Source organism: Vibrio sp. 10N.222.46.A1 (genome assembly GCF_041473595.1).
Lineage (GTDB): Bacteria > Pseudomonadota > Gammaproteobacteria > Enterobacterales > Vibrionaceae > Vibrio > Vibrio tasmaniensis_A.
On record NZ_JBFRSN010001000.1, the window covers coordinates 1 to 260 of the forward strand.

Here is a 260-nt window from a genome sequence, read left to right on the forward strand (position 1 = left end):
GCAATCACTTCAAATTCACGCAGGCCATTCGACATAATCGCCATACCCGCTTTGCCGTTTTCTAGCGCTGCGAAGTTCATTGACTGATACACAGGAACTGGCGCTTCTTTCCACTTCTCTTCTTCCCAAACCGCCATAGCAGGGTCATTGGTTGGTCGAGTAATACAACCGAACTGGTTATCTGCAACCACAGTTTCAGAAACGAATGGCGTTGGTACTAGCACACGTACACGGTGGTCGTCGGCTTGGTTGTCTAGTTC

The 260-nt window shown here is 49.2% G+C and carries 1 protein-coding gene; it reads right to left on the bottom strand.

The window, feature by feature from the left end; all coding sequences use genetic code 11:
- On the bottom strand, positions 1–260 hold a 260-nt coding region (locus AB4496_RS23030; protein WP_372132097.1), incomplete at both ends, for a glycoside hydrolase family 38 C-terminal domain-containing protein.